31 protein-coding genes are annotated in these 26,014 nt (G+C 45.6%); all 31 read right to left on the bottom strand.

The genetic code is table 11. From position 1 onward, the window contains the following. Positions 1-174: 174 nt before the first annotated feature. Entirely contained in the window at positions 175-1,566 is a 1,392-nt protein-coding gene (gene gltA, locus AAC978_RS08360; RefSeq protein ID WP_341547589.1) for an NADPH-dependent glutamate synthase, read from the bottom strand. Next, the gene (locus AAC978_RS08355; protein ID WP_341547588.1) at positions 1,566-2,417 is read right to left on the bottom strand and encodes a sulfide/dihydroorotate dehydrogenase-like FAD/NAD-binding protein; all 852 of its coding nucleotides are present in this window, start codon (positions 2,415-2,417) and stop codon (positions 1,566-1,568) included. Before AAC978_RS08355 ends, gltA begins: the two co-directional genes overlap by 1 nt. 61 nt (positions 2,418-2,478) lie before the next feature. Further along, entirely contained in the window at positions 2,479-3,474 is a 996-nt protein-coding gene (locus AAC978_RS08350; protein WP_341547587.1) for a Kae1-like domain-containing protein, read from the bottom strand. Further along, entirely contained in the window at positions 3,440-3,886 is a 447-nt protein-coding gene (gene nusB, locus AAC978_RS08345) for a transcription antitermination factor NusB (RefSeq protein ID WP_341547586.1), read from the bottom strand. The genes AAC978_RS08350 and nusB overlap by 35 nt, the downstream gene beginning before the upstream one ends. A 65-nt stretch (positions 3,887-3,951) precedes the next feature. Next, a complete protein-coding gene (locus AAC978_RS08340; protein ID WP_341547585.1) occupies positions 3,952-4,197 on the bottom strand; it encodes a DUF2273 domain-containing protein in 246 nt (81 codons plus the stop codon). Continuing rightward, positions 4,194-4,721 carry an alkaline shock response membrane anchor protein AmaP gene (amaP, locus tag AAC978_RS08335; RefSeq protein WP_341547584.1) on the bottom strand — a complete coding sequence of 176 codons (528 nt, stop codon included), beginning with the start codon at positions 4,719-4,721 and terminating at the stop codon, positions 4,194-4,196. The genes AAC978_RS08340 and amaP overlap by 4 nt, the downstream gene beginning before the upstream one ends. 61 nt (positions 4,722-4,782) lie before the next feature. Next, positions 4,783-5,181 carry an Asp23/Gls24 family envelope stress response protein gene (locus tag AAC978_RS08330; protein ID WP_341547583.1) on the bottom strand — a complete coding sequence of 133 codons (399 nt, stop codon included), beginning with the start codon at positions 5,179-5,181 and terminating at the stop codon, positions 4,783-4,785. Between the two features lie 109 nt (positions 5,182-5,290). Then, a complete protein-coding gene (gene accC / locus AAC978_RS08325; protein ID WP_341547582.1) occupies positions 5,291-6,637 on the bottom strand; it encodes an acetyl-CoA carboxylase biotin carboxylase subunit in 1,347 nt (448 codons plus the stop codon). A gap of 10 nt (positions 6,638-6,647) precedes the next feature. Beyond that, the gene (accB, locus tag AAC978_RS08320; RefSeq protein ID WP_341547581.1) at positions 6,648-8,519 is read right to left on the bottom strand and encodes an acetyl-CoA carboxylase biotin carboxyl carrier protein; all 1,872 of its coding nucleotides are present in this window, start codon (positions 8,517-8,519) and stop codon (positions 6,648-6,650) included. 211 nt (positions 8,520-8,730) lie between these two features. After that, complete coding sequence (locus AAC978_RS08315) at positions 8,731-9,300, bottom strand: SpoIIIAH-like family protein (RefSeq protein ID WP_341547580.1); 570 nt, start codon at positions 9,298-9,300, stop codon at positions 8,731-8,733. Beyond that, positions 9,301-9,852: a stage III sporulation protein AH gene (locus AAC978_RS08310; RefSeq protein ID WP_341547579.1), complete on the bottom strand. Its 552-nt coding sequence runs from the start codon at positions 9,850-9,852 to the stop codon at positions 9,301-9,303. It abuts the gene before it with no gap. A 40-nt stretch (positions 9,853-9,892) separates the two neighbouring features. Beyond that, positions 9,893-10,492: a stage III sporulation protein AF gene (locus AAC978_RS08305; protein ID WP_341547578.1), complete on the bottom strand. Its 600-nt coding sequence runs from the start codon at positions 10,490-10,492 to the stop codon at positions 9,893-9,895. Between the two features lie 4 nt (positions 10,493-10,496). Next, a complete protein-coding gene (spoIIIAE, locus tag AAC978_RS08300) occupies positions 10,497-11,747 on the bottom strand; it encodes a stage III sporulation protein AE (RefSeq protein WP_445900293.1) in 1,251 nt (416 codons plus the stop codon). Positions 11,748-11,765: 18 nt separating this feature from the next. Continuing rightward, positions 11,766-12,152, bottom strand: coding sequence for a stage III sporulation protein AD (gene spoIIIAD / locus AAC978_RS08295; RefSeq protein WP_341547576.1), 387 nt, complete (start codon positions 12,150-12,152; stop codon positions 11,766-11,768). Positions 12,153-12,164: 12 nt separating this feature from the next. After that, complete coding sequence (spoIIIAC, locus tag AAC978_RS08290; RefSeq protein ID WP_014794732.1) at positions 12,165-12,362, bottom strand: stage III sporulation protein AC; 198 nt, start codon at positions 12,360-12,362, stop codon at positions 12,165-12,167. Between the two features lie 18 nt (positions 12,363-12,380). Beyond that, complete coding sequence (locus tag AAC978_RS08285) at positions 12,381-12,890, bottom strand: stage III sporulation protein AB (RefSeq protein WP_341547575.1); 510 nt, start codon at positions 12,888-12,890, stop codon at positions 12,381-12,383. 3 nt (positions 12,891-12,893) lie between these two features. Further along, positions 12,894-13,943, bottom strand: a complete 1,050-nt coding sequence (spoIIIAA, locus tag AAC978_RS08280) for a stage III sporulation protein AA (protein WP_341547574.1) — start codon at positions 13,941-13,943, stop codon at positions 12,894-12,896. Positions 13,944-14,101: 158 nt separating this feature from the next. Then, positions 14,102-15,760, bottom strand: coding sequence for a ribonuclease J (locus tag AAC978_RS08275; protein WP_341547573.1), 1,659 nt, complete (start codon positions 15,758-15,760; stop codon positions 14,102-14,104). Between the two features lie 78 nt (positions 15,761-15,838). Beyond that, positions 15,839-16,396: an elongation factor P gene (gene efp, locus AAC978_RS08270; RefSeq protein WP_015262838.1), complete on the bottom strand. Its 558-nt coding sequence runs from the start codon at positions 16,394-16,396 to the stop codon at positions 15,839-15,841. Positions 16,397-16,570: 174 nt separating this feature from the next. Then, the gene (gene aroQ / locus AAC978_RS08265; protein WP_341547572.1) at positions 16,571-17,011 is read right to left on the bottom strand and encodes a type II 3-dehydroquinate dehydratase; all 441 of its coding nucleotides are present in this window, start codon (positions 17,009-17,011) and stop codon (positions 16,571-16,573) included. Between the two features lie 279 nt (positions 17,012-17,290). After that, positions 17,291-17,854, bottom strand: coding sequence for a LysM peptidoglycan-binding domain-containing protein (locus AAC978_RS08260; protein WP_341547571.1), 564 nt, complete (start codon positions 17,852-17,854; stop codon positions 17,291-17,293). 23 nt (positions 17,855-17,877) lie between these two features. Continuing rightward, a complete protein-coding gene (locus tag AAC978_RS08255; RefSeq protein ID WP_341547570.1) occupies positions 17,878-18,390 on the bottom strand; it encodes a hypothetical protein in 513 nt (170 codons plus the stop codon). Next, positions 18,383-19,846 carry a hypothetical protein gene (locus AAC978_RS08250; protein ID WP_341547569.1) on the bottom strand — a complete coding sequence of 488 codons (1,464 nt, stop codon included), beginning with the start codon at positions 19,844-19,846 and terminating at the stop codon, positions 18,383-18,385. The genes AAC978_RS08255 and AAC978_RS08250 overlap by 8 nt, the downstream gene beginning before the upstream one ends. Positions 19,847-19,872: 26 nt before the next feature. Next, complete coding sequence (locus tag AAC978_RS08245) at positions 19,873-20,637, bottom strand: prepilin peptidase (RefSeq protein WP_341547621.1); 765 nt, start codon at positions 20,635-20,637, stop codon at positions 19,873-19,875. Positions 20,638-20,664: 27 nt separating this feature from the next. Then, positions 20,665-21,156: a type II secretion system protein gene (locus AAC978_RS08240; RefSeq protein WP_341547568.1), complete on the bottom strand. Its 492-nt coding sequence runs from the start codon at positions 21,154-21,156 to the stop codon at positions 20,665-20,667. Positions 21,157-21,191: 35 nt separating this feature from the next. After that, positions 21,192-22,418 carry a type II secretion system F family protein gene (locus AAC978_RS08235; RefSeq protein WP_341547567.1) on the bottom strand — a complete coding sequence of 409 codons (1,227 nt, stop codon included), beginning with the start codon at positions 22,416-22,418 and terminating at the stop codon, positions 21,192-21,194. 35 nt (positions 22,419-22,453) lie between these two features. Continuing rightward, complete coding sequence (locus AAC978_RS08230) at positions 22,454-24,217, bottom strand: GspE/PulE family protein (protein ID WP_341547566.1); 1,764 nt, start codon at positions 24,215-24,217, stop codon at positions 22,454-22,456. Then, on the bottom strand, positions 24,210-24,620 hold the full coding sequence (locus AAC978_RS08225; RefSeq protein ID WP_341547565.1) for a hypothetical protein: 411 nt from the start codon (positions 24,618-24,620) through the stop codon (positions 24,210-24,212). Before AAC978_RS08225 ends, AAC978_RS08230 begins: the two co-directional genes overlap by 8 nt. After that, positions 24,581-25,072, bottom strand: coding sequence for a type II secretion system protein (locus tag AAC978_RS08220; protein ID WP_341547564.1), 492 nt, complete (start codon positions 25,070-25,072; stop codon positions 24,581-24,583). Before AAC978_RS08220 ends, AAC978_RS08225 begins: the two co-directional genes overlap by 40 nt. Positions 25,073-25,095: 23 nt before the next feature. Further along, entirely contained in the window at positions 25,096-25,479 is a 384-nt protein-coding gene (locus tag AAC978_RS08215) for a hypothetical protein (protein WP_341547563.1), read from the bottom strand. Next, entirely contained in the window at positions 25,476-25,811 is a 336-nt protein-coding gene (locus AAC978_RS08210) for a prepilin-type N-terminal cleavage/methylation domain-containing protein (protein ID WP_341547562.1), read from the bottom strand. Before AAC978_RS08210 ends, AAC978_RS08215 begins: the two co-directional genes overlap by 4 nt. Positions 25,812-26,014: the final 203 nt, after the last annotated feature.

Below are 26,014 nucleotides of genomic sequence, written 5' to 3'. Positions count from 1 at the left end.
AGCTTGTCCTATATAGTTCTCCATACAGATTGCGATTTCCTTTCTTTGGGAGCAATTTTTCCTCCTAAAATAGTGGTGCAGATTCAGCTTCACAAAAATCTATACTACAAGAAAACAAGCCAAGGAGTGTTGACTCACAAGGCTTGCTATAAACATAGGAAATCCTAGATTTAGTTAGTTCTTCTTTTTAAGATACTCGTTGATTCCAGCAGCTGCTTTCTTACCGGCTCCCATCGCCAGGATAACGGTAGCGGCACCGGTAACAATATCTCCACCGGCGAATACGCCTGGGATAGAAGTTTCCAAGGTCTCTTCGTTAACCACAATATTGCCCCACTTATTGAGGTCTAACCCTTCAGTGGATTTTGTTACCAATGGATTCGACCCCTGACCAATCGCTACAACGACGGTATCTACGGGGATTTCGAATTCAGAACCAGGAATAGCGACCGGTGAGCGACGACCGGATGCATCTGGTTCACCTAACTCATAACGGAGACAAGTAAGGGATTTGACAGCGCCCTTTTCATCTCCTTGGATCGATACGGGGTTAGTCAAAAGTTGGAACTTGACGCCTTCTTCTTCAGCATGCTCCAGCTCTTCATGTCGAGCAGGCATTTCCGCCCGTGAACGACGGTAGACAATGCTGACTTCCTCTGCCCCTAAGCGAAGGGCAGTACGTGCAGCATCCATAGCTACGTTACCGGCGCCAAATACGGCGACTTTCTTGCCAATCTTAACTGGGGTCTTGTATTCGGGGAAACGGTAGCCCTTCATAAGGTTGGTACGTGTTAAGAATTCATTCGCTGAGTATACGCCATTTAAATTCTCGCCGGGGATGCCTAAGAAGTTAGGAAGCCCTGCACCCGTCCCGATAAATACTGCGTCATAACCCTGACTTAGAAGCTCATGAACAGAGGTTACTTTGCCAACAACTTGGTTCACGAGAATCTCTACGCCCAGAGGTTCTAAATTACAAATCTCCATTTGCACAACATCTTTAGGAAGACGGAACTCAGGGATACCGTACATAAGCACCCCGCCAGCAACATGAAGCGCCTCAAAAACGGTTACTTTATGGCCGGCCTTCGCTAAATCTCCTGCACAAGCCAGTCCTGCAGGACCAGCACCGATTACCGCAACTTTCTTACCCGTGGGAGCCGGAATCTCAGGAACCTTACAGCCTTGGCTGATTTCATAGTCAGCGACAAAACGCTCTAAACGACCAATGGCAACTGGTTCACCTTTGATTCCTAAGATACATTTCGCTTCACATTGAGACTCTTGGGGGCAGACCCGTCCGCATACTGCGGGTAAACTGCTGCTCTTCTTGATGATTTCAGCAGCTGCCATGTAATCTTCTTCAGTGATTTTTTGGATAAATTCGGGTATGGAAATGTTAACAGGGCAACCCTGGACACACTTGGGGTTTTTACATTGTAAACAGCGTTGCGCCTCTTCAATTGCGGTTTCTGAGGCATATCCTAAAGCAACTTCATTAAAATTATGTGCACGCTCATGTGGATCTTGACAAGGCATTTCATGGCGGGGTACTTTTAAAGCCATTAGTGTTGCCCCCCCTTTCCGCAATCACAGTCTTTGGAAATTTTAGCACGCTCTTCTTCATCTTTATAGAAACTCAGACGTTTCATGGCCAAATCAAAATCCACTAAATGACCATCAAACTCAGGACCATCAACGCAAGCAAACTTGGTCTCATTGCCCACACTTAAACGGCATGCTCCGCACATTCCTGTGCCATCGACCATGATCGGGTTCATGCTTACGATGGTTTTGATGCCCAAAGGACGAGTAAAGTTCGCAACCGAGCGCATCATAACGACTGGTCCAATCGCCCAGATAGCGTCAATTTTTGTTCCTTGGGCAAGGATTTGCTCCAAGCCATTGGTTACAAAGCCTTTAACTCCTTTGGTGCCATCATCTGTTGCTATCACCAGTTCATCACTAATAGCTCTCATCTCATCCTCAAGGATAAGAATATCCTCACTTCTAGCGCCAATCACCGAAATAAGTGTGTTGCCAGCTTCCTTTAAGGCGCGAGCGATAGGATAAACCGGGGCAACGCCTAGTCCGCCACCGATACACACTACGGTACCATAATTCTCGATCTCCGTAGGAACTCCCAATGGACCAACAAAATCAAGGAAAAAGCTTCCTTCTTCCATGGAGTTAATCATTGCTGAAGAATACCCCACATCTTGAATGACGATAGTAATTGTACCTTTTTCCCGATCAAAATCCGCTACTGTAAGCGGAATCCGTTCGGATTGTTCATCCATGCGTACCATTACAAATTGTCCTGGTTCGACCTTTGCCGCGACTGCAGGAGCTTCGACCTCCAACAAGACGATGCAGGGTGCCGAAACAAGCTGCTTCTTTTTTACTACCCGATACACGTGCATACCTCCTAAATCTTATCCCATGATTTCTTTTTTAAAAAAGTACATAACTTTCTAATTATTCGATATGATTCGTAAGATTTCCTGCCTTTATGAAATTTCCTTTTGTTTTTTCTAAAGTGAGCACAGCAACGCCGATGGCATTATCCCGGCTCCAATTCGGTAATGCCCAGTGAAAATTGCCGACCTTAGCTAGTCTTCTTTCCAATTCCTGACGGATATAACGGTTGGAAGCGACACCACCGACAATGAGGATTTCCTTTATGCCGGTTTTCTCCGTTCCCGCCTTTAACAATTTGGTTAAGGTTCTGACAATACACCCTTCAACTGCTCGGGCCACGTCTGCCGGTTCCTTTCCCTGATCAATTAAACGTTGGGCTGCAGACTCCACGCCTGAGAAGCTTACTTCAAACCCTTTGACAGCTGAAGGGAGCCAGGTTGCAGCTTCAGGATTAGCTTGGGAAGCCAGCGCCTCTAGGCTACTACCCGCCGGAAAAGGCAATCCCAAACGCACTCCTACTCGGTCAATGAATTGACCGGCATGCAAGTCCGTTGTCCCTCCTAAAATTCGAATATCCATTTGGCCCGGCAACTGGCGTTGGACCTCTAAAAGCTCTGTAGTTCCTCCAGATATGTGCACCGCCAAAAAGCGAGTTCCGCTCAACTTACTAGAAATCAGACCAGCAGCCAAATGTCCCTCTTGATGGCTCGTAAGCACCAAAGGAATACAGCGAGCCGCAGCCATGGCTGAGGCTACTCCAAACCCTGGGGTAAAGACCGGCATATAGGATTCCTTGAGAGGGCGCGGTGCCGTGCTTACCCCAATTGCTGCGATTTCTCCCCAATATTCTTGAGGTACAGCAGTCGCCAGTTGAGGGAGGTTCTGAACATGCTGAAAAAGGGCTGCTGACTGAGCGAGCCCTCTTTCACCTTGTGGTACAGCCAAGACTTTCCTATTCTCATATACTAGTGCAGCCTGATCATCCACAATCGCCAAGGAAGTGGTATATGCACTTGTGTCAATTCCCAGGTAGAGTGCCATTCTCTTTTTCATCCCTTTTATTGACGCTTTCGACAACCTTGTCTAAAATGCCATTGATAAACTTCCCCGATTCATCACTGCCATAGCGTTTGGCGATTTCAATCGCTTCATTAAGTGTCACCCGTCCAGGAATATCCTCCCGATGGAGAATTTCATAACAAGCGAGACGCAAAAGGTTGCGATCCACATTGGCCATTCGAGATACGGGCCAACCTTCGGAGAATTTATCCAGTAATTCGTCTATCGCTTTCTGGTGGGTAAGTGTTCCTTCTACCAGCTCTTGCGCAAAAGGAATGCTTCCTTCCGGAACAGCAAATTCTTCTGCCCATTTGCAAACCACAGGTTTCAGCTCCAAGGTCTCTTTTGTCATATCAAGCTGAAACAAGACTTGCAGCGCGGTTTCCCGTGCTAATCTACGGCTCATAGGTTCCTCCTAGCTACTTTCTAATCCATACTTCAAGTCAATTTATTCATCCTTAGCATCCGGCTTTAATTTCCGAAAAACCGATTCATCCAGTCAAATAGACCTTTATGATCATCATGACGCTTCCCTAAGGTGAGGCCCACGAAAACAAATAAAGACAATGCCAATGCTTTCCAAAAACCTAAAACAACTACTAGCAGTCCTAGTCCAAAGCCGGCGAGGGTTCCCAAAAGCTTCCCAGGATGCTCTTCTAGTGCCCAAAGAAAAAAACTTGATATCTTGTTTCCCAACTCTGTCCAGAAACTCTTCATCGGACTCGCGCTGGGCGATTGGACGGATCAGCATCCATGCGACGCACCAGCACTTTCACCTCGGCAACTTTAATCCCTGTATAGCGCTCAATATCCTCTTTCACTTGCGCTTGCAATTGCTCTGAAACTTCTGGAATAGCTGCTTCGGGACTAAACTGACAGTCCAAGAAAATTTCTAAGCCATCTTCTCTCTGTTTGATTAAGGGCTTGACTAAACGGACCCCATTCTTGTTTAGGGCGCTGCGCACGATAATATCTCCGAGAGCATCCACTGTTATACGGACTTCACCCAGTTGTGATACGGTCCGGAAAGTATGATCCGGCATCTTCCTCCGCGGCCTTAGGAAAGGTAGTATTCCCAAAATGATAATGAAGGTAGCAACAATCAAACCTTCCCAAGTATTGGACCTCAACCATATCATCCCATCCATAAAAATATCATAAGGAAGACTCCACCCGGTACTAAGAGCAAGAATATAGACGCCGATGACCACCAAAAGAGCGCCAACACTATACCCTAACAACCTGTCCACCTCCTTACATTTAGTTACCCCCCCTAGTCGTCCAGGGGGGGTAACCAAAAGCTTATTTTAAACGCGGAAGTTCTTCATCTTTAATTTCAGGAGCTGGACGAAAGTTAACTCCTTGAATATGAACATTAGTTTCCATAACCTTAAGCCCGGTCATGCTTTCAATAGCCTCTTTGACAGCTTCTTGAACCTTCGAAGACACCTCAGGTATTGATACGCCATATTCCACAACGAGGTAAAGATTCACTGCCGCTTCTTGCTCACCGACTTCAACCTTAACCCCCTTCGAGAGGTTCTTGCCGCGAACGAGCATCTGAGCGATATCTCCAACTAAGCCTCCGCTCATACCAGCTACACCTTCCACCTGGGATGCTGCTAAGCCTGCGATAATCTCCACGACTTCATCGGCGATCTTGATTGTCCCCAGTGTATTCTCTATATCTGACTTTTCCATAGTTTCACCTCATATCCACATATTAAAATCATATGTATCTTTTGCCATACGTTATACTTTCTAATAGTATAACAAAAGAATACCCTACTGGCAAAGGTGAATGTATCCGCTATTCCCCTAAAATCCGCCGTTGAATAAAGTTGGTATAGACTTCTCCCCTACGGAAGAAGGCATTATCCAGCACTCGGAGGTGGAAAGGGATAGTGGTGTGGATTCCTTCAATATAAAATTCTTCTAGAGACCGCTTCATGCGTTGGATAGCCTCTTCGCGGTCCGCTCCCCAAACGATGAGCTTTCCCACCATGGAGTCATAGTAGGGCGGGATGGTATATCCTTGGTATACTGCACTGTCCACCCGAACTCCTGGCCCACCCGGTGGATGATAAAACTCGATGGTTCCTGGGGAGGGCATAAAGTTCTTATCCGGGTTTTCGGCATTGATCCGACATTCCATAGCCCAGCCGCGGATTTGGACATCCTCCTGCTGAATACCTAAGGGCTCTCCAGCCGCGACACGAATCTGAGCCTTCAGTAGATCGATTCCTGTCACCAATTCTGTAACGGGATGCTCTACCTGAATTCGCGTATTCATTTCAATGAAATAGTAATCTCCATGTTTATCTAAAAGGAATTCGATGGTTCCAGCGCTTGAATAATTAGCCGCCTTAGCAGCTTTAATTGCTGCATCCCCCATGGCTTGCCGTAGCTCGGGAGTTAGGGCACTGGAGGGTGCCTCTTCCAGCAGTTTTTGATTTCGTCTTTGTAGGGAGCAATCCCTTTCCCCAAGATGGATGACATGGCCGTGTTTGTCGGCAAGGATTTGAAATTCTATATGTCGAGGCTCCTCCACATATTTTTCCAGATAGATTTCTGAATTACCAAAGGCGGCATGAGCTTCATTTTGAGCAGCTTGAATAGACTTGCCTAGCTCCTTAGCATTCTGAGCAATACGCATACCCTTGCCCCCGCCTCCCGCCGAGGCTTTGATCATGACCGGATAACCAATCTCCTTGGCGATCGTGGAGGCAGATTCCACATCGGTGATGACATCTTTGGAGCCGGGAACCACAGGTACTCCTGCTTCAATCATGGTCTTTCTGGCTGTCGCTTTATCCCCCATGGTCTCAATAGCCTTAGGAGATGGTCCAATGAAGGTTATACCACAGGACTCGCAGATTTCCGCAAAACGAGCATTCTCGGATAAGAAACCATAACCGGGATGAATGGCATCCACACCGGTGAGTTCGGCCGCGCTGATAATATTCGGGATATTTAAATAACTTTTCGCTGAAGGATGGGGACCGATACATATGGCTTGGTCCGCTTCACGGACATGCATAGCATCGCGATCCGCTTCTGAAAAAACTGCCACGGTCTCAATGTCCATCTCACGGCAAGCGCGGATGATCCGCAAGGCAATTTCTCCCCGATTCGCAATTAATATTTTCTTAAACATGCTTATCTCCTCATGCTTCAACGGCAAACAGTGGCTGCCCAAATTCTACAGGTTGACCATTATCTACAAGAATTTCGACTATTTTACCGCTGATTTCTGCCTCGATCTCATTCATTAGCTTCATGGCTTCAATAATACAAACAGTATCTTCTGCCTTAACGATCTGCCCTAACTCGACAAAGACCGAGGCATCAGGCGACGGTGAACGATAGAAGGTGCCGACCATGGGCGACTTGATATATTGAACATTTTTCGCAGAAGCAACAACTGCCTCCTGAGCCCCTTGAGAGGCTTTTCCTGCTGTAGCGCTAACCAAAGCTGGCGCAGGTTGAGCATTCACTTCCGCAACAGAAGCCATGACCGGAAGAGCACCTACTGGCAGTGGAGCATTTCCCTTTTTAATAGAAACCTTAACTCCTTCGCTTTCTAGGTTCAGCTCAGTAATATCGGTGTCCCCAATGAGCTTTATAAGCTCTTTTATTTCTTTTAAATCCAATTTGGAATCCTCCTTCGGAGCAAGGATGACCGGATTCTTATCAGAAGCCGTTATTCCTTTCTCTCTTTCTACAAAGAACTTTTTTGCCACCTGCGGAAACAAGGCATAGCTCAGGACATCTTCTCGAGAACGGGCAAAATTCTTGCATTCCTGCTCTGCTTTTTCAAGACCTGGTGCTAATTTATCTGCAGGTCGGACTGTGATAACTTCACCATCACCGATAATCAATTGTTGAATATCAGGATCTATCGGAGCGGGAGGTTTTCCATAGAGCCCGCCAACATAAGCCTTAACCTCTGCAGGTATTAGTTTATATCTTGTCCCGCTTAACACATTTAAAACAGCCTGAGTCCCAACAATTTGGCTGGTTGGTGTTACCAAAGGTGGATAACCCAATTCTGCCCTAACTTGAGGTATCTCGTCAAGCACTTCATTAATACGATTGAGAGCTTTTTGTTCTTCTAATTGTGAGACAAGATTAGAAATCATTCCTCCTGGTACCTGGTGCTCAAATACGCGCATATCCGAGATGCGGGTGATTCCCCGTTCAAAGCCACGGCTCTTGCGCAAATCCTCAAAATAATTGGCAATCCTAAACAGCTGTGGGATATCCAATTGTGGTGCAAATTCAAATTCCTGCAAAGCTCGGACGACAAGCTCCACTGGGGGTTGACTGGCCCCGAAAGCTAAGGGAACACTGGCTGTATCGATAACATCGACACCTGCTTCGGCCGCCTTAACATAGGCAATGGTTCCCATTCCGCCAATATAATGGGTATGGAGTTGGACCATAACCCCCAACTCTTTCTTGATTAGACTCACTAATTTATAAGCTCGTATAGGAGTGAGTAGTCCAGCCATATCTTTGATGCAAATAGAATCCGCTCCCAAGTCCACAAGAGCCTTAGCCGTCTCTAAATAATGCTCTAGGGTATGCACAGGACTGATTGTATACACCACAGAAGCTTGAACATGGGCCCCGGCTTTTTTAGCGGCTTCCATGGGGACAATCATATTGCGCACATCATTGAGCGCATCGAAAATCCGAATGATATCGATTCCATTCTTGACACTGAGTTGAACGAATTCACGAACCACATCATCCGGATAATGTTGATAACCGACTAACGATTGCCCTCTAAGCAACATTTGCAGAGGGGTGTTTTTTACATGCTTTTTGATCGTGCGTAACCTCTCCCAAGGGTCTTCCCCAAGAAAACGCAGGCATACATCGAAAGTCGCCCCTCCCCACACCTCGAGGGAGTGATATCCCACCTGATCCAATTCAGCAAGAATAGGGACTAGGTCTTCTGTTTTCATCCGGGTTGCCCAAAGGCTTTGATGCGCATCGCGCAGTGTCGTATCTGTAATTCTGACCGGTTTCATCCAACATAACCCCTCTCTATTCTCTAAATACATTATCTTTTCCAGATTATGTTTTATTATATGAAACTGGTACTTCTTTTTCAATGAAACAACGTGAAGTATACAATATCACAGAAAAGAATACTGTATTTTTTATTAGAAAAGATATGAATATCGAGAGGAGCCTGAGTTTTCTTGCGAAGAATAATCATGCAGAGAAGAATTAACTGGATTAATAACGATAAGAAATTCGGATGTATTCCCTAGGCATATCGGTTACCCTCAAAACCACATCTTGGATTAATTTGATTTCTTCAGAATTTAGCTGGGGAGCAAAAACGATGACTGCAACTTCATTATTCCCTAAATCAGCAACTGCATCCTGGATTCCAGTTATTTTGAGGAGATTTTCAATCTGCTCTTCCTTTTCAATTTTGTGCGTGAGCTGCAACCATTTTTCTTGGGTTTCTGCTTTTGTCTTCTCGACGTTGGAATTGAGGAGTGGGGCTAACATATCCTTAGCTTCTTGGCGAGAGGCTTCCCGCTGAAGCCGGTAATTAACAAAATAATCTTCCCCTTGAGGCAACACCTTAAGCTTCTCTGTTGAAAAATCAATAACCTGCGCTTCAGGGTGTGCATTGACAGGCAAACTTTCTTGACTGGGGAGGCTAGAAGGCTCATTACCTCGCGTTACACCCCAGAGTGTCCCTATGACCAGACAAGCTAAGAGAACCCCACCCATCAATCCCACCTTTTGTCTTTTTGTAAAATTGCCCCAACGTTTGAGGGTGACGATTCTCATTTATACCCCTCCCATCGGCTGGACATTGATTTTGTCTGAAGGAATATCTAATAAGGTTCGAACTGCGTTATGAATATTTTCGCGTATTTTAGGGTCGCTAGCTCCTTGGGCAATAATTAGAACACCGGCTACATTAGGTCGTTCCTCCATAACAATAACCGGTTGAGCAGCTCCATTGGGCATAACCAGTTGATTATTTTCAATGACCTCCGTGGATTCTCTCGTACCGCCATTTTTATCTGACTCTTTCGTGGTCTTCTTGGTGACACTGCCATTGGTGGCATAATCTGACCGTAGACTAGAGGCTAGGGTCACAGAAACCTGAACACTTCCTACGCCTGTCATCTGCTGAAGATTTTGCACTAGCTTTTTCTCCATTTCTTTTTCCAAAGTCGTAATTCGTGTGACTTCCGGAGTATCGGTCTCTACGACCTGGTTCATAGGCTGTACCGGGTTACTGCCACTCTTCGCGTAAAAGATCATGAATACTGCAAGCACCACGATTACGGCCGGTATCAAGATTTTAGGTTGGATATCTTTAAAAAGATCCATACAATATTCCTCCTTTGTATAACCTAGAGTTTGGAAAAATCTATTCCTCTGTGATGTGAACTTGTTCAACAGGAATCTGCATAAAAGTAGCTACTTTAGCTCGATACTCCTGTGCTGCATCTGAGAGCATCGGCTCCCGATCACTCTTTGATTCATTCATTTCTATAACAACTTCTTCAATGGGACGAACCCCCTGCTCCTCACGGTAAATATGAATAAAAATCTGCTCAATTCGGGGTATGTCAGTCAGCCCCCCTGTCCCGGACGCTAATTCTACGTTGACCTGAATGCTCTTTATTTCCTCCATCCCCACTGCTAAAGCTTTAATTTGATTGACAATGATGGTTTTATACTGTTCTTGTACCGCATTGGTTCCAATCACTTCACCATCTTCACCTGAGGCGAGGACTGGCAATTCTTGGGCGGCGTTCTCCGTCCAGGCAGGAATTCCTGTTTCCATTGTCATCCCCATAAGCGAGGTAAGCGGAGTTAGGATAGCGGATATGACAAACAAGCCCATCACTAGTTTGACGAAGCCTTTCATGGATTTAGAAGGAAGTAGCATCTCCAAAAAGCTCGCCAAAAGCAGAATAATTGCTAAGTTACGTACCACAGTTTGTATACTCTCCAATAACTTCACCTCCTTAGCGAAGCATGACGGTTAGATTGCCGGAGCCAACCACCACAACTATGGCCATAAAGAACATGATTGCTACTGACGCTACGGAAGCGAAGATGAAAATTAGGCTCTTCGACATTTCTTGGAGGGTATCCGCTAATTCCGTCTGTCCAAGGGGCTCAATGAGGGCAGACGATATTTTGAACACAAGAATCATCGCCACCAATTTAACCACAGGGCCCAAGCAGATTAAGGCAAGAGCGATAATACCTACGATTCCTAGAGCATTCTTAAGCAAGAGCCCAGAGGTGACCACTAATTCCACAGCGTCTTTAAAGAATTTACCAACGACAGGAATCAAATCTGCCGAATACTTAGCCGTGCGTAGGACGACTCCGTCAGCAACCCCACCGGTAACCCCTTGAACTGTCATCACGCCAATGAAAACAGTTAAGATCAATCCCAAACTCAATTTACCGGTGAACTCTAGCAACCCCGCTAGCTTGCTGAGTTTGAATTCGCTGGAAATATGATTAAAGAGCTTGAGAACCGCTGCCAAAAAGAAGAGGGGTAGCGCTACTGTTTTAATTAAGGTTGCTAGGAAGGCTAGGCTCCCCAAAACTATCGGTTTAAACAAGGCCGCTGTCGTCAGGTTACCCATGGCCGCCAACATGGTCATCATCACCGGTAGAAGGGTCTGCATGAATCCCGTCATCGATTGGATGGCCGTGTACGCTACGTCCATGGCCATCTGGAAGGTAGCAAGGGCTATTCCCATAAGCATCAAAAAGGCAAGGGCTTGCGCCATCTTCCCCACTCCACCGTTGAAGGCGGATTGAAGCTGCTGGAGAACTGCCGTTAATACGGCCAAGATCAGGAGCTTAGCAATGAGGGGGGCACTCACCAGGATTTCCTTTCCCAACAAGGTCAATAAGGACTTACCTAGCTCCACAGGATTAAGACTGATCTTTCCTTGACGCAAATCATCAAACATCTTTGATAAGGAAAAGTTAGGTATAGCCTGTTGGACATCCCGATCGATTTGGTTTAAGAATCCTCGGATCTCGGTCAAATCCACTTGTTGAGTAAGGTCTGGTGGAGAGACAGCTTCCTCCTGATCACCGTTCCCATTCACCTTAACTTCAATAGGATTGATCTGAATGGAGTTAATCTCGATACTATCTTGACTATCTTGCCCTACGGCCTCAACTCTCAGAGAAGTTGTCCCACTGCCGATTAAAAAAAAGAGAAGAACGATAAATAAAACTCGCTTAATTCGCTGCATTTTTTCACCTCACGGCAAGAGTCGCATAATAGACTCCAGTATCGCTACGATAATCGGAATGGCCAGAACTAAAACCCCCACTTTAGCGGCGATCTCAATTTTTGTCGCCAGAGCTTTTTCATCCGCATCCCGGCAAATATCGGCACCGAATTCAGCTAGGTAGGCGACCCCGACAATCTTCAGGACAATTATTAAGTAATAGGAGCTGATATTTGCCTGATCAGCCAAGTTCTGTAGCAAGTCGATGATAATTTTTATTTTGTCTAGGATCAGGGTGAAGATGATGACTCCAGTTAATATGGATAGCTGGAGGGCAATTTCTCGTCGCACCTGTTTGAGTACAACCCCGAGAATGGCGGCTACTAAAGCAATTCCTACGATTTGCCATATTTCCACATTCAGACCTCCCTAATAGATCTGAAATACACTGCGTACAAGGTTAAACAGATCGGCCACGGCCTGAACAACGATATAAAGGACGACAACGACCCCTGCCAAAACTGTGAGTTGAGCGATGTCTTTGCGATTGGCCTGCTCGAGGACCATAACAAGAACTCCCACGAGGAGCCCGATTCCCGCGATTTTCATGACCATATAAAAATCCATACTATCCACTCCATCTGCTCAAATTAAGAAGAGAACACCAGCGATTCCACCCAAGAATCCGAGATAGGACCACATGTGGGCTTGTTTCTCAGAGCTTTGGGTTGCCTGTTCCTTAACTAAGGAAATCTGCTGTTTCACAAGCTCAATATGCTTATGCTGCTCTTGGCGATCCGATCGTCCCAGACCTTTGCCGACATCTTTGATCACCTGCCAATCTCCGAACTTAAGGCAAAAGTGAGGCAACTGATGGTCGATAGTAGCATTCCATGCGGAGTTGGCTCCCTCACCCTTTTGCAGCCGCTCAGAGAGTTCTGCAAAAAAAACCGACCATACCCCATCCGTTCGTTCCCTTAAAATCGCAAAGGCCTCTGGCAAAGGCGTACTTCCCCAATAAATTTCAGTATCGAGAAGGGCAAGGGCGGTCAGACACTCCCTTAACTCCGCCGGTCGCTTGCGAATGCGTGCAGCTCGGTAGAGTCCAAGACATCCGCAGCCTATAATCAATAAGAAGGCTCCAGCCCAAATCACAGATTATCCCTCCCTTACTTTACCCCGATGGCATTCCTGCTCTTGATGTAAAACGATAACCTCTTCCACCGTTCCAGGTCCATGGCGGCGACTGAGGACCACGACCCGCTCGAAGACTCCTGCTTCAAACAAGACCCTTAAGGTAGGACGGCTTAACGCTTCTTCTAAATTTGAAGCGTGAGCGGTACTTAAAATTTTCACACCTGTTCGCAAAGCGTCCAGCACCGCCTCCACATCTTCCGGATGTCCCAATTCATCGACAGCAATCACTTGGGGAGACATCGAGCGAATCAGCATATTGATTCCCATGCGTTTGGGGCAGCCATCGAGAATATCGGTGCGATAGCCTAGATCATAAGCAGGAATACCCTGCCACATACCAGCAAGCTCTCTTCGCTCATCCACCACTCCCACCGTCTGTCCCCGAGTATGGAGAGCGGGACTACCGTCGCTAATCTTTCGGATTAGATCTCTGAGAAGGGTGGTTTTGCCTGCCCTTGGGGGTGAAAGAATTAAGGTATGGTACAGTGATCCGTCTCTACTGAGAAGCTTCGGTAGAATATGTTCCGCCTTTCCTTCGACGGCCTTAGCTACTCGAATATTTAAGGCTGAAATATGCTTTAAGGTTTGGACTTGGCCTTGCTTTAGAATAGCCTCACCTGTGATTCCGACTCGATGACCTCCGGGTAAGGTAATAAATCCCTGTTTCATCTCTTCTTCGGCAGCATAGAGAGAGCTTTGAGTCATGCGCTCTAAGGCCTGTAAAATATCTTCCCGCCGAATTCGATATCCCTTTTCCGGCGGAACCGCGCTTCCCTGTTCATCAATGAAAACTTCTTTATGGTTACCCAGGAGTAAAAAAGGTCTATCTATGCGCAGCCGGATTTCTTCAATGTCCTTGAACGTTATTCCTTGAACCTGCAACAGAATATTAGCCAGCTTTTCACCAAGCCAGTGGCTGAGGTTATCCTGAGTCTGACTCACAGTCCCTTTCCCTTGGCGCTTTGGCTCTGGATTAGAGTTGATGGGATGAAAAGTATAATGCAGCGACACGGTGTTGTCCCCCTTTGTAAAAAGGTATGTCCGAAGGCAGGTTTTTAGACATGCGCAGCCAAGTTTTTCAAAGAACTTAACCAGCCTAAAATTAGACAATAAAAAAGAGATTAGATGACCTCCTTTCAGGACAATCCAATCTCTTTGGTATGCAGATGTTAAAACTGAAGCAGAACAGGCAAAATCATCGGTCTCCTGCGGGTTCTATCCCAGAGGTATTGACTAAGGGATTCATGGATACCCCCTCGAAGCACTCCCCACTCCCAGCGCTCTCTGCCAATCTGTGTCTCAATACTGGCTACCACAATTTTCTTCGCCCCCTCCACTAACTCTTCGGCTTCCTTCATAAAGGTAAAGCCACGAGAGATAATATCAGGCCCCGATACCAAGGTGGTCGGCGATCCTTTGCTGAGTGCTGCCACCACGACAACCACCCCATCTTGAGAGAGCTGTTGACGATCTCTCAAGACAATCTGCCCAACATCGCCGATGCCCAGCCCATCCACAAAAACACTTCCCGATTCGACACGATCTGCCAGCTCCATCGTCCCTTTATCAAGCAATACTCGAGATCCAATCTGAGTCAAGGCAATCTTTTTGTCATCATAGCCCATTAGATTGCCGATCTTACGAAATGCCGCCTGATGACGCACTTCACCGTGATGAGGAATTAAGAATTTGGGTCGTGTTAAGCGGATAACTAGTTTAATTTCCTCTTGGTTGGCATGACCTGAAACATGTACCAAACCCATATCCTTTGTGATCACATCCGCACCAATTTGGAAAAGGTGATTGATGGTCCTGCCAATAAGTTTTTCATTTCCCGGAACAGGTGTTGCCGAAATCACCACAGTATCTCCTTGTGAAACATTCACCTGACGATGACTTCCAGTGGCCATCCGCGTCAGTGCTGCTAGCGGTTCACCCTGACTGCCTGTGGTTAAGATGAGTAAACGGGAAGGAGCAATCTCATTAACATCGCTGGCATCAATCAATATTTCCGGATCAGGAAGATGCAGATAGCCTAAATCTCGCGCCGTGGCTACCACCGCCTCCATGCTCCGACCAACCACACATATTTTTCGTTTCAAAATGGCTGCGGCTTCAATGGCTTGCTGGATCCGGTGAACGTTGGAAGCAAAGGTAGCCATGATAATTTTCCCTTCTGCTCTGGAGAATGCGTCCATGAGAGTCTTTCCGACGACCTTCTCCGAAAGGGTCGAGCCGCTGCGCTCAGCATTCGTGGAATCACAGAGCAAGGCTAGCACACCTTCTTGGCCCCAGGCAGATAGCTTCCCTAGATCCATTTCTTGACCATCAATAGGGGTGTAGTCCACTTTAAAGTCCCCCGTATAAATGACACGGCCGATAGGAGTCAATATACCATAACCCACAGCATCCGGGATACTATGAGTGACCCGAAAGGCCTCTACTTCGAAGTCGCCGGCTTTAATCGGTTCACCGGGATTGATGACTCTAAATTTATCTTCGGGATACCCTCCCCGTTCTCTTAGCTTCGCCTTCACCAAGCCTAGGGTTAGCTTCGTGCCATAGACCGGAACCTGTAATTTGGGCAGGATAAACGGCAGTCCACCAATATGATCTTCATGTCCGTGGGTAATAAATATTCCAAGAATTTTATGCTTGCGTTTTTCCAGATAGGTAATATCCGGTATCACTAGGTCAATGCCCAGTAACTCATCATCAGGGAACTTAACTCCACCATCAATGACGATTATGGAATCACCATACTCAAAAACCAAGAGATTCTTACCGATCTCACCAGTTCCCCCTAGGGGAATGACACTTAATTTCATAAAATAAAAAACCTCCTCCGGTAGACCTTTTCTAACAAAAGGTTTCCCGAAAGGAGGAGTTATGATTCTAAATACTATTTATGCCCTTTGAACATAGTTACCGGTTCGAGTATCGATAATCAGCTTTTCGCCTTCGTTAACAAAGAAAGGCACTTGAACCACTGCACCTGTCTCTAATGTAGCAGGCTTAGATCCGCCAGTTGCCGTATCGCCGCGAACACCGGGCTCCGTATGAGCGACTTCAAGCACAACCGTATTAGGAAGATCAACGCCGATGACAGCACCATTAAAGAAAAGCACACCCAGATTCATATTCTCTTTCAGGTATTTTACCCCGTCACCTATTTGAGCATCAGTTAAGGAGGTTTGCTCATAGCTTTCATTATCCATTACCGCATAAAAGTCGCCATCTTTATACAAGTATTGCATCTCCCGACGCTCCACATGTGCCTTAGGCACTTTTTCACCCGCATTAAACTTCCGCTCTACGATTCCGCCCGTCTTCACATTCTTTAACTTTGTTCTTACAAAAGCTGCGCCTTTTCCGGGCTTAACATGTTGGAATTCAACAATTGTATACACATCATTATCCACTTCAATTGTAACGCCAGTCTTGAACTCATTGGATGAAATCATAAAATATCCCCCTAATTTATCAATTATATTTATTATTAGCTTGTCCCGGTTGATAGGATTTTACTTGGATAAGACAAAAACTCTGACGAATTAAGTATGCAAGTCTCCTATGTCCACGCAGTGGATAACTCGACTTGGCTTGTGAACAAGCAAGTCTCCTATATAATGAACCAGCTAAGCCTGCTGTGTCAAGAGGTCAAGCGCATATTGCATAGCTAAACTGTAGCTTTTTCCTCCCAGGCCCGAGATTTGTCCTCGACAGACCGGAGCGATGACAGAGGTTTTCCGAAACTCTTCACGAGCATGAATATTTGACAGGTGAACCTCGATCGTAGGTACCTGAACGCTAGCAATCGCATCGCGAATTGCGTAGCTATAATGTGTCCATGCCCCAGGATTAATAATTAAGAAATCTTCAGGACCCATGCTATGGATCCATTGGATGATTTCCCCTTCAAAGTTGGTTTGAGCTACTTGAATCGGAATACCGGCAGTTTCCGCCCTCTGGATCAAGTCCTGATTTATATCCTCTAATGTTTGCGTCCCATACTTGTCTGGTTCTCGACTGCCTAACAAATTCATATTGGGGCCATGTAGCACCCAAAGCTTTCCCATGACCTTCACTTCCTTAAATCACGCCATTTACCCCAAAATCTTACCATAATTTTATTCATTCGACTAGTAGAATGAATAAAAAGTTATCGAAAACTTGGCTAGTGTCCGAAGACACTGTCTTTGCACTTCTTAGCCTCAGGCGAAGACAACAGCCTAGTTGCACTTATGCAGGAGGAAAGTATACAACGTAGTTATACTTTCGGACAACGCAAAAAGAATAGAGCCGCGGCTCTAATCTTCGAGGATTTCCTGAAATTTGGCTTATTTGGCTTGCTCTCATCACAGGCCAGACTGCTCTGGGCGGATATCTGAGCGAAGTTCGCTGATTTGAGAGAGTTCAGGAGTAGCATTGCCTGGACGATTATTCACCTGGCTCCCTTGGTTTATTCCACCATCATTTGAGGACATCGTCCGAGGTGGATCGCTCATTAAGCGTGGCGAGTGAATGATATTCACATTGCTAAGCATAATCTGGACTTCACAAGGCCCATTAACACCGTAAGGCTGAACCTTGCGAATTTCTGTTCTTGGTATCATAAGATGTATTTCATGAGGGATTTTACTTTCGCCGATCCGTTTTACCCTGAATTTTACTCCTTCGATCTCCATTTCAACATCATCTAAATGATCCCCCGCATATTCGATCCCTTGCTGTGGAGTAATCATGGCATATTGTTCGTTACCTCTGGGATTCGTCATTCTAGGCAGGTATACTTTTTGACCAGTTTGCAGGTAGTCTGGATTTAAACCCGGATTGGCTACCTGCCATTCTGCACAGGTCCCTCCCCATCTCTGCGCAAGTCGGTAAAAGGTATCTCCCGGTTGAATCACATACTCTTCCACGGATACACCCCCTCTTTCCCATCTTATGGTGAAGAGAAGTTGTCAGGTTCTACAAAATAAATCTTTAGGAGAACTTCTCCTCCTCCCTTACCTAAACTGGCCTCCTCCACCCAAATGACTTGGTCCCTAATACTTTCAACTCGAATTAACCCCTTCTCTATTCCCTGCCAGGTACCTTGGAGCTTAAAGCGAATTAATGCGGAATGGAGAAGGGATGAGTTGGTCCCTTCTTCAAGAATATCCTCTAAATTATAGGAGCGGACACTCACATTCTCTGTTCTGAACATCTCCACGCATTCATCGATAGTCATCAATAAATCCTCCAGACGTGGGGTATCTTCAGCTAATCTCTCGACAGAACTCTGAACAGAAGCTAAGGACTCACCTGGAGCTGATTCTTCAAGAACACTCTTATATTCAAGCCAATTAAGCAAGAGCCTGCCACTAATTAGGCAAAGCACAACCAATAGGCAGATAAGGGCTATTTCAAGTATCCTTCTCGCCGGTTTCATGCTTCTTGCCCAAGGTTTAATCATGGCGCACGGCCTTTAAAGTGAATTGAATAGGCATGTGCTCCACTTGGATTTGCTCTGCTACATGATAGCTGCTCAACACGACACTTCCCCATCCGCCAGCATCTAGATATTGAAATACCTTTTGCACTTCTAACGATTCTGCAGCCACTCCCTGCATCAGTAGGGTATCTCCTTTGATTTCCATCCGCTCAAGCCGAATTCCCACTGGATTAAAAGATGATAATTCTTGCATTGCCTGACCGATAGAGGTCGATTTGTTTTTAACCCTTAGCCAAGCTTCCACTTGCTCTCTCTGTTGTTCTTCTGCTAAAGCTACGGATGCCTTCATTTCACTTAGTTGGGTAGCTTTATTATGCATGCTGTTTAAGGCGTATTGTGAGGATACCAGCATGCCCAAGCCGGCTATATTGACGAGCAAGAGTAGCCCTACAGCTATTGACTTCACTCGATAGGATTTTCTCTTAATCCTTTCCCCTCGCCAAAAATTATTGAGAGTGTTTTTCTCTTGATCAAGAGCTATTCCCAATGCAGTTAGAAGTCTTTCCGGCTCAGGGCAAGGTATGGCTTGAAGCAGTTCCTTGTCAAATACTGCATAGAACGCTTCATCCACCTCTTGCATAATCGGCTCTTGTCCATGAACACGACGCAGATATTCCCCGATTCGTTTGCCCACTTTGGCGGTCTCATTACCTTGACCCCAGAGGATTCTTTGCAGCACTACTTGCTCGTCATATAAGGAAAGATGAAGCAGTATCCGATGAAGCTCACTATCCCATTCTTCCTCCCCATAGCTATAAGTAGCTGCAGATAGGCTCCGGATCATCTCTGGAGTACTCCCCCTATAGTAAATGACAAGCATCTGACCAGCTACTTGACGGAGAATAAGGGTATTGTCCTGGGGGTTGAATTTGAGAGCATTTCCCCAGGCTGATTGAGAAAAGCTAACTTGCTCAATTTCGAGACCTTCAGCTTGAAAACAGGATATAAGAGAAAAAAAGTCTGACTTCCTTATACCCGCTAAAGTCACGTTTAAGCGAGGGGGAGAACTTCTTTGTTCACGAATCAAATAATCAAAAATCAATTCTTCTTTGGGTATCGGGATTTCTTCTTCAGCTAAATAATTGACGAGTCCCTTCCGATCACCTTTTTTTACCCAAGGGAGGGAATACTCACGAATAAATTGGTTCTGAAGGGGCATACCGATCCGTAGTTGTAGTTGGTGTGGCAATCTGAACTCAGCTCTTCGTTCCTCTAGGTACCTCTTCACGATCAAATGGAGCACCTCTGGTTGCTTAACCTTACCTCGCACGGCCACCCCCGGAGGGAGAAGGACCGTCTCAAACTTTTCAACCGAAATTGCCGTGCTCCCGTCTCTACCCTTATAAGAGCACCAAAGCCAACGTAACTCTTCCTCAGTTATCTCTACACATACTTTCCAACGAACCCTTGAGATCATAAGCCGGTCCTCCAGCAAAAATACTACTAACTAACAATTGTGGTATACACAGCTATCAATTTCTCTCCCCAAAAGAAGGCAATCCACGCCCCTAAAACGAGATAAGGACCAAAGGGAATCTGATCACGGAAGGTTTTCATCTGAAATGATATCATAATTAACCCAACGATTGATCCGACAAAGCTGGCGATGAAGAGCGCAATAAATATCTCTGGCACTCCTAAAAAAGCCCCTAACCCAGCGATGAGCTTTACGTCCCCAAGGCCCATACCTTCGGGATAGTACCAGGCAATCAGCCAAAATACCCCGCCAACGCCTAAGGCCGTTCCGAGACTTTCCCACCCTAAAGGGCCATGCGGCAAAACAAAACCTGTGACAATACCGATAACCAGTAATGGGAGAGTGAACATATCCGGTAAACGATAAGTATCCCAATCAATTCCGGCTAGGACTAGAAGAGTAGAAAGAAAATAGAGGTTAATTACTAACTGAAGTATAGATCCTGTGTCGTTTAGCCAGGTGGCGTAGAAGTACAGCACACCATTAAGAAGCTCCAATAAAGGATAACGCCAGGAAATCTTTGTCTTGCACATCGAGCATCGCCCTCTTAGAAACAGAAAACTTAAGATAGGTATCAATTCCCAAGGGCGGAGATGATGTCCACAGGTAGTGCAGTGAGACCCAGGGAAGACTATAGACTCTCCCTTAGGCAGACGGTAAATTACCACATTTAGAAAGCTACCAATAATAAGTCCAAGTAGTCCAAAAATCAAAGAGACTTCAATTCCCACGCGCTTCGTCCTTTCCATTGTTAACAGTTAATTTGCTGAGCTCCATAGTACCTTGTTCAGTCCTGAGTCGTAAACTCGTACTTCCGCAGCGGAACCATCCGTTGTTAGATATAACATGATGAGATTGCTCTCAGCATCGTTTGGTATCGACCCATCCACTAAAAGCAAGGCGACTCCAAAACCTTTTTCATCTGTAGCAGCATCCTGTTGGGTATTATCTTGGGTGAGTTTGCTAATATACTTAGGAATAAGTGGGGCTGCTGTAATATTCCCCCGAGTGTCACTGATGATTTCAGTTTTTTTGGGGTATATACCGTTTTCTACCTGATAGCGGTCCAAAGCAGACTTCACCTGATGACCAGTCGAAATATCGGCATTCCTTCGTGCTATCTCTGAGCTCTCACCCAATCTGGGAATAACAATTGCAGATAGCATAGCTAGAATAAAGACCACCATCAAGACTTCTATTAAGGTAAAGCCCTGTTGTGCTTCTTTGCCTCTTTTCTGCCTATACTGCATCTTCCATTCACTCCTCAAAAGCAATAGTATAACGCTTACTGAATGTGTGTCCCAATATCAAAAACGGGTAACAGTACCCCAACAGCTACAAGGCCTATTATTCCCGCTAAAACCATCACTAGCAGCGGCCCAACAATGTTTGGAACCCTATTCATTTGATCTTCAAGTTCCATCCTGAACACCTTGCTTAAATGGTGTAGCATAGGACTTAGTTGCCCAGACTCTTCTCCTACCTCTATCATCTGCGCAGCATCCTTGGGAAAACTTGTTGTGTGCAGAAGGACGGGGGCCAATCTTCGACCCGTTCGGGCCGCTTCCTCAAGCTCGAGGACAAGGTTCTTCATTGTAAAGGTCTGTACTGTATCTCGGGTAAGACTTAATGCTTCCAAGAGGGGGATTCCAGCCCCCAACAGCGTCCCTAACACCTGGGAAAATTGCAGATGATCATTTAATTGATATACTTTGCCAAAAAGAGGTATATGGCATAATTTGTCCCTGAGTTTCTCTTGCCAATAATCCGGATTACGAATACGTAGCGCTAGTAAAGATGAAAATACCCCCAGTACAATAAAAAAGATCAATGCAGGCGAGCCATGGGAAACTCGAAAAATGATCTGGGTAAGTATTGGGAGTTCAGCACCCATGCTCAGGAAGATTCTCTCATAGACCGGTAATACCATGAGACTTAGTGTATAGATAATTCCCAAAGTCAGTATTAAAAGCAAGAGAGGATACGCTAGAATTCCCCTTAACTTGCTCCGATAGGTATGCTCTTCCATTAATTCTCCGGATAATGTGGCAAGAATCTCCGGCATTTTACCTGCGCGCTCCCCCGCTTGAAGCATCGCCTTTATATAGGGTGTAGGGGGAAGAACCGTCGCCTCCAAAGCATTAGAAAACTCCGCCCCCGTTTCCAGCTCTTCTATCACCCGTTCCCATCCGTAACGCTTGAATCTAGACACCTTATGTTGCTTTGCCAAGATTTCAATAGCAAGAAGTAGAGGAATTCCCGCTTTGAGAAGGAGTGCTAAACGGTGGGTGATACTTGCCCAGATTCTAAGCAGGTCATTTTTCATATTTAGATAATTAATATAATCCATCAATAATGATAGCTTACGCCCCCGAGGCACAATAGCTAAAGGATAGTATCCTTTGGCATATAAACGTTTTCTAACCTCTGTATCATGCTGTACGTCCCATATTCCTTTGAAGGTATTTCCTTCTTGATCCATGGCTTTCCAGGAAAAACTGCACTTGCTCATCCCAATCCCTCTTTATGTCCTCATTATTTAATCTCCTAGCTCGTTATTCGACTGGTGGAATACCATATTTCCTCAAGGCTCGTAAGTCCTTCTTGAACTTTCCGATAGCCATCTAAACGCAAGGACACCATCCCTCTGGCAATAGCTCTTTCCTCTATCCAGTGTGAACTCTTACCTCCTAAGACCAACTCTTTTATGTCCTGATGGTAAAGAAGCAGTTCATGGATACCAATTCTTCCTGAATACCCCGTCTCTCGGCATAAAGGGCATCCTTGAGCTTTATAGACCTGATGGATGCTCTCTGGCAGATCCATAACCCCCCTCTCTAAAGAGTCCAGATCCCAGGGCTCCTTGCAATGATTGCAAAGACGGCGAACTAACCGTTGGGATAAAACTCCCCTCACTACAGCAGCAACAAGATAGGGTTCGATTCCCATATCGAGAAGACGGGTGAAGGCTTCAGCTGCAGTGTTAGTATGTAAGGTGGATAAAACAAGATGTCCAGTCAAGGCCGCTGCTATGGCAATACGCGCAGTCTCTTCATCACGAATTTCTCCAATCATAATTACATCGGGATCCTGTCTCAAAATCGAACGCAGTCCTTGGGCAAAAGTTAATCCGATCTTTGGCTGAACCTGTACGGATACAACTCCAGCCAACTGATACTCTACCGGATCTTCAATAGACACTATATTCAGTGCATCAGAGATCAGCTCCTGTAACAAAGCATAGAGTGTTGTTGTTTTCCCACTGCCTGTGGGTCCGACTACCAGAATTATGCCGTGAGGTTCCTTGATCAATGTCCTCAGCCTGTTTTCATTTTCTTGACTCATGCCTAAAGATGGCAAGGTGCGTTTTGTAGCATCCACATCGAGTATACGCACCACAATTTTCTCCCCATAGATACTAGGAAGGCTAGAGACTCGAAGATCAATCGTTTTGCCATTGACAGCTAACGTACTTCTTCCATCTTGGGGTAGCCTACGTTCTGACACATCCATTCCTGACATAATCTTTATTCTCGCGAGAAGATTCCGCGCCACCCTTAAAGGGAAAGAGCGTTTGGTTTCCAGCTTGCCATCGATTCGAAACCGCACTCGTAATATGGCTTCTCCAGGCTCCCAATGAATATCGCTAGCTCCCAGCATGATGGCCTCCCGAAGGAGAAAATCCACCAGTTGAATGGTAGGAGCGTCATGCCCTTCCTCAGAATCCAAACCTTTAATCCGTTCCATCCCGCGGGCTCTAAATTCTTCCTGACCCAAAGCCAGTTCAGCAATACTTCTCTCAACGGTGAGAAACTTTCTAATGGCCGACACCACTTGGTCCTCAGCGGCGAGCAAGGGTTCCACATCAAATCCAGTTAGTATGCGAATATTTTCCACGGAACGATGATTTCCTGGATCGATCATGGCTACCTGTAACATCCGATCTTGTATTCCTACGGGAATAGCTCCGTTGCGCATTGCTCCTTCTTCATCTAATAAGGAGGCAACTTTTGGGTCAATAATGACTTGATTCAGATCAATTTGAGTAACACCTAAGTACTTGCTGAGTTTATTAAGCATTTGTTCCTTAGTGAGCACCTTCTGCTTCGTAAGAATCTCGCCAAGTCGCGCACCTGTTTCCTTTTGTGCGCGTAAAGCCTCTTCCAGTTGACTGGAGTCAATACTATTCTCGGCAATGAGAAATTGACCAAATCCCCCAGCCAGCGATGGAGAGTTCTTGAATTCCTCTTTTAAGCTCGCTTGGTAATCATTTTTCTGGCGGCGATTGCCCCATAGAGTTATCTTATTCATCACCATGTATCTCCTGGTACTTTTCAATTTTCCATTCTTCATCCACTTTTAAAAGTGTCACCCTAATTTTGCGCTTAATCTGTCCATAGTGGGCTGCTGAAGTCAGGGTATATTTCCCTTCGTCCGCTATAACCCGAACATGCACATAGCCATCCCCGATTTGAAGATCTCCCTCGCTAAAGCTCGGATCCTCTTTTAGCTTGACCTTAACCCACTCGAGCCCACCCTCCGCTCCATATATCGCTTGGCGTGAGCTGACTTCCTTACGAGCAATTTTATTTTCCCCATGAGCTTGAACGTACATTTCCAATCCATAAGCAGAAATAGTGGCAAAGAGAACGAGTATGAGCAGGGTAATGTAGCCTAATTCACGGTGTCTCGCGCCCTGATTTTCCCTTGCCAAAGCACAGTCTGTTCTCTTATTAGCCCTTGGAAGCTTATAGTCCATAGCCCCGACTCTCCTTGTTGGCAATTCCAATCCATAATTCCACTGACTACTGGGTTATCAGCTCCTTTATGGGTTCTGTAAAAATCTTTAACACCATCATTGTTTTTATCCTCGAGATAATAATGATCACTATAAACCTCTCCACTAGGGGTTACTGATAACGTCCATTTTCCGTTCTTGGACGCCCATTGAACGGATTCCGCTTCACGTATAGCATCACTGATTAATCTCCCAGCGGTGGCAGCTGCATAATGAGCCTCCATCTTATCTTTGCAAACTTGGCTATTGCCCCATTGGTCAAGGAACAAGGGTAAGGATACCACCATGAGTATTCCCGTAATGAGTAAAGCAAACAATACCTCAACCATGGTAAAGCCTAACTCACCATAGCGGACCTGGCCATCCATATAGGTCATCCTCTCCTACGTGGTCATTGAACAGCATAAAGACTCTCCAAGGTATACTTCCGTTCACTTCCTTGCTCCAGCCAAGCAATTTCCACCCTCACTCGTAATAGCTCCTCGGGTAGTTCCCAATCAGTATATATCGTCCAATGAAAGATTCCCTCCCGTCCTCTTACTTCCCCTCCAGGAAGGCAATGGCCGGTATCAATATTATCCCGCCAAGACTCATTGGCAAGGGATTCCAAAATGCTTTGGGCATGATTGGCTGCTTCCGTAATCCGGAGTGCTTGTTCAGCTTCTTTCATAGCACTTTCGCTCAAACCATATAAAGCTGCAAAGCCCAGTGTAAAAAGAAATAAAGCTAGGACCACATCCAATAATGCAAAGCCTTGATTACGGTAAATCTTCACGGGTTAACCTTCCCTCTTCCATCCAGTTCATAGGGCTCTCCACCCTTTGTTGGCCTAACGAATTCCTCGTCCAGATAGGGTCCTCGCCAGCCTTTGACCGTAAGAGGAGATGAATAGAGATCTTCCAGCCGTTGTGGCAATACTCCCGTATCCATTTTATATAGCTCAGCTGCCCCTTCAATGCGTACCCGATTCGCTGTATCGACCCGTGTACGAGTAACACTATCGACAGAACTGAATCGAGGTGCGGCAATTGTAATGACTGCCATGATGAGAAAAAGGATTAACAGCATTTCAAGTAAAGTAAAACCTTCTTGGCTTCTCTTTTCCATAAAACAGCTCTATTCTCCTATATCTTATAGTAAATTAGTCCTATTCTGATTAAGCAATACTATTCTACTAATTCCATGAAGAATTCCTTCTTCTTTATAGTCATTAGACATTCTTTCTGCAATTCGGCGAAATGTTTTCTTGTTGCATGAAATTAATCCTTTTTTTGGTATTTTACGACAAGTAGAGAATTAAAAAGGGTGGA

This window comes from Desulfitobacterium sp. THU1, from assembly GCF_038181555.1.
Taxonomy (GTDB): Bacteria; Bacillota; Desulfitobacteriia; order Desulfitobacteriales; family Desulfitobacteriaceae; genus Desulfitobacterium.
This window is presented reverse-complemented; position numbering and strand designations above follow the sequence as displayed.

What these genes read in the sequence shown, in the direction of transcription:
- gltA (WP_341547589.1), bottom strand. Translation starts at nt 1,566, where the DNA reads ATGGCTTTAAAAGTACCCCGCCATGAAATGCCTTGTCAAGATCCACAT.
- AAC978_RS08350 (WP_341547587.1), bottom strand. Translation starts at nt 3,474, where the DNA reads ATGAAAAAGAGAATGGCACTCTACCTGGGAATTGACACAAGTGCATAT.
- nusB (WP_341547586.1), bottom strand. Translation starts at nt 3,886, where the DNA reads ATGAGCCGTAGATTAGCACGGGAAACCGCGCTGCAAGTCTTGTTTCAG.
- AAC978_RS08340 (WP_341547585.1), bottom strand. Translation starts at nt 4,197, where the DNA reads ATGAAGAGTTTCTGGACAGAGTTGGGAAACAAGATATCAAGTTTTTTT.
- AAC978_RS08330 (WP_341547583.1), bottom strand. Translation starts at nt 5,181, where the DNA reads ATGGAAAAGTCAGATATAGAGAATACACTGGGGACAATCAAGATCGCC.
- accC (WP_341547582.1), bottom strand. Translation starts at nt 6,637, where the DNA reads ATGTTTAAGAAAATATTAATTGCGAATCGGGGAGAAATTGCCTTGCGG.
- accB (WP_341547581.1), bottom strand. Translation starts at nt 8,519, where the DNA reads ATGAAACCGGTCAGAATTACAGATACGACACTGCGCGATGCGCATCAA.
- AAC978_RS08315 (WP_341547580.1), bottom strand. Translation starts at nt 9,300, where the DNA reads ATGAGAATCGTCACCCTCAAACGTTGGGGCAATTTTACAAAAAGACAA.
- AAC978_RS08310 (WP_341547579.1), bottom strand. Translation starts at nt 9,852, where the DNA reads ATGGATCTTTTTAAAGATATCCAACCTAAAATCTTGATACCGGCCGTA.
- spoIIIAC (WP_014794732.1), bottom strand. Translation starts at nt 12,362, where the DNA reads ATGGATTTTTATATGGTCATGAAAATCGCGGGAATCGGGCTCCTCGTG.
- AAC978_RS08275 (WP_341547573.1), bottom strand. Translation starts at nt 15,760, where the DNA reads ATGAAATTAAGTGTCATTCCCCTAGGGGGAACTGGTGAGATCGGTAAG.
- efp (WP_015262838.1), bottom strand. Translation starts at nt 16,396, where the DNA reads ATGATTTCATCCAATGAGTTCAAGACTGGCGTTACAATTGAAGTGGAT.
- aroQ (WP_341547572.1), bottom strand. Translation starts at nt 17,011, where the DNA reads ATGGGAAAGCTTTGGGTGCTACATGGCCCCAATATGAATTTGTTAGGC.
- AAC978_RS08255 (WP_341547570.1), bottom strand. Translation starts at nt 18,390, where the DNA reads ATGATTAAACCTTGGGCAAGAAGCATGAAACCGGCGAGAAGGATACTT.
- AAC978_RS08250 (WP_341547569.1), bottom strand. Translation starts at nt 19,846, where the DNA reads ATGATCTCAAGGGTTCGTTGGAAAGTATGTGTAGAGATAACTGAGGAA.
- AAC978_RS08240 (WP_341547568.1), bottom strand. Translation starts at nt 21,156, where the DNA reads ATGCAGTATAGGCAGAAAAGAGGCAAAGAAGCACAACAGGGCTTTACC.
- AAC978_RS08235 (WP_341547567.1), bottom strand. Translation starts at nt 22,418, where the DNA reads ATGAGCAAGTGCAGTTTTTCCTGGAAAGCCATGGATCAAGAAGGAAAT.
- AAC978_RS08230 (WP_341547566.1), bottom strand. Translation starts at nt 24,217, where the DNA reads ATGAATAAGATAACTCTATGGGGCAATCGCCGCCAGAAAAATGATTAC.
- AAC978_RS08220 (WP_341547564.1), bottom strand. Translation starts at nt 25,072, where the DNA reads ATGGATGGCCAGGTCCGCTATGGTGAGTTAGGCTTTACCATGGTTGAG.
- AAC978_RS08210 (WP_341547562.1), bottom strand. Translation starts at nt 25,811, where the DNA reads ATGGAAAAGAGAAGCCAAGAAGGTTTTACTTTACTTGAAATGCTGTTA.